This is a genomic window from Stenotrophomonas sp. LST15-1-1.1 (genome assembly GCF_040815575.1).
Classification (GTDB): domain Bacteria; phylum Pseudomonadota; class Gammaproteobacteria; order Xanthomonadales; family Xanthomonadaceae; genus Stenotrophomonas; species Stenotrophomonas lactitubi_B.
In genome coordinates this window covers 1-1,857 of record NZ_JBFPNJ010000008.1, presented here as the reverse complement: position 1 = coordinate 1,857, position 1,857 = coordinate 1, and the positions used below count along the sequence as shown (strand labels likewise).

Annotated in this window: 1 other annotated feature (only partly in view). The window is 54.1% G+C overall.

Annotated elements, in window-relative coordinates:
* Positions 1-1,750 (top strand) — a sequence feature (mutual gap in cmsearch alignment for this rRNA model is longer than 100) (it extends 1,095 nt beyond the left edge of the window).
* Positions 1,751-1,857 lie beyond the last annotated feature (107 nt).

The following is a 1,857-nucleotide window of genomic DNA, read 5'->3' as shown; positions in this document are numbered from 1 at the left end:
GAACCGAAGCTTGGGGTGTGCATATTTATATGTACGCGGTAGAGGAGCGTTCCGTAAGCCGTTGAAGGTGGATTGAGAAGTCTGCTGGAGGTATCGGAAGTGCGAATGCTGACATGAGTAACGATAATGCGGGTGAAAAACCCGCACGCCGAAAGCCCAAGGTTTCCTTGCGCAACGTTAATCGGCGCAGGGTGAGTCGGCCCCTAAGGCGAGGACGAAAGTCGTAGTCGATGGGAAGCAGGTTAATATTCCTGCACCTCGCGTAAGTGCGATGGAGGGACGGAGAAGGTTAGGCATACCGGGCGTTGGTTGTCCCGGGGAAAGGCGGTAGGTTTGGATCTTTGGCAAATCCGGGATCCTTTAAGACCGAGCACCGAGACGAGCCTTTATGGCGAAGTTGCTGATACCACGCTTCCAGGAAAAGCTCCTAAGCTTCAGCTTACGCAGACCGTACCGTAAACCGACACAGGTGGGTAGGATGAGAATTCTCAGGCGCTTGAGAGAACTCGGGTGAAGGAACTAGGCAACATGGCACCGTAACTTCGGGAGAAGGTGCACCCTTTTTGGTGGCTCGTGCGAGCTATAGCTGAAGAGGGTCGCAGTAACCAGGCCGCTGCGACTGTTTATCAAAAACACAGCACTCTGCAAACACGAAAGTGGACGTATAGGGTGTGACGCCTGCCCGGTGCTGGAAGGTTAATTGATGGGGTCAGCCGCAAGGCGAAGCTCTTGATCGAAGCCCCAGTAAACGGCGGCCGTAACTATAACGGTCCTAAGGTAGCGAAATTCCTTGTCGGGTAAGTTCCGACCTGCACGAATGGCGTAACGACAGCGGCGCTGTCTCCACCCGAGACTCAGTGAAATTGAAATCGCTGTGAAGATGCAGCGTTCCCGTGGCAAGACGGAAAGACCCCGTGAACCTTTACTATAGCTTTACACTGAACGTTGAGTTCGTCTGTGTAGGATAGGTGGGAGGCTATGAAACCATGGCGCTAGCTGTGGCGGAGCCATCCTTGAAATACCACCCTGTCGTGCTTGACGTTCTAACCTGGGTCCATTATCTGGATCGGGGACCGTGTATGGTGGGTAGTTTGACTGGGGCGGTCTCCTCCTAAAGAGTAACGGAGGAGCTCGAAGGTACGCTCAGCGCGGTCGGACATCGCGCACTGTGTGCAAAGGCATAAGCGTGCTTGACTGCAAGATCGACGGATCAAGCAGGTAGGAAACTAGGACTTAGTGATCCGGTGGTTCTGTATGGAAGGGCCATCGCTCAACGGATAAAAGGTACTCCGGGGATAACAGGCTGATACCGCCCAAGAGTTCATATCGACGGCGGTGTTTGGCACCTCGATGTCGGCTCATCACATCCTGGGGCTGTAGTCGGTCCCAAGGGTATGGCTGTTCGCCATTTAAAGTGGTACGCGAGCTGGGTTCAGAACGTCGTGAGACAGTTCGGTCCCTATCTGCCATGGGCGTTGGAGATTTGAGAGGGGCTGCTCCTAGTACGAGAGGACCGGAGTGGACGAACCTCTGGTGTTCCGGTTGTCACGCCAGTGGCATTGCCGGGTAGCTATGTTCGGAAGCGATAACCGCTGAAAGCATCTAAGCGGGAAGCGCGCCTCAAGATGAGATCTCCCGGGGCACAAGCCCCCTGAAGGAACCATGTAGACTACGTGGTTGATAGGTCAGGTGTGTAAGTACAGCAATGTATTGAGCTAACTGATACTAATGATCCGAGAGGCTTGACCATATAACCTCAAGTTGCCTTGGCCGACATGACATGTCGATAGATCCAAGTGCACGCTACGTCACAAGACCAAACGAGAGGCAGGCGCTCAGGCGCGTCTCTTTGCAACG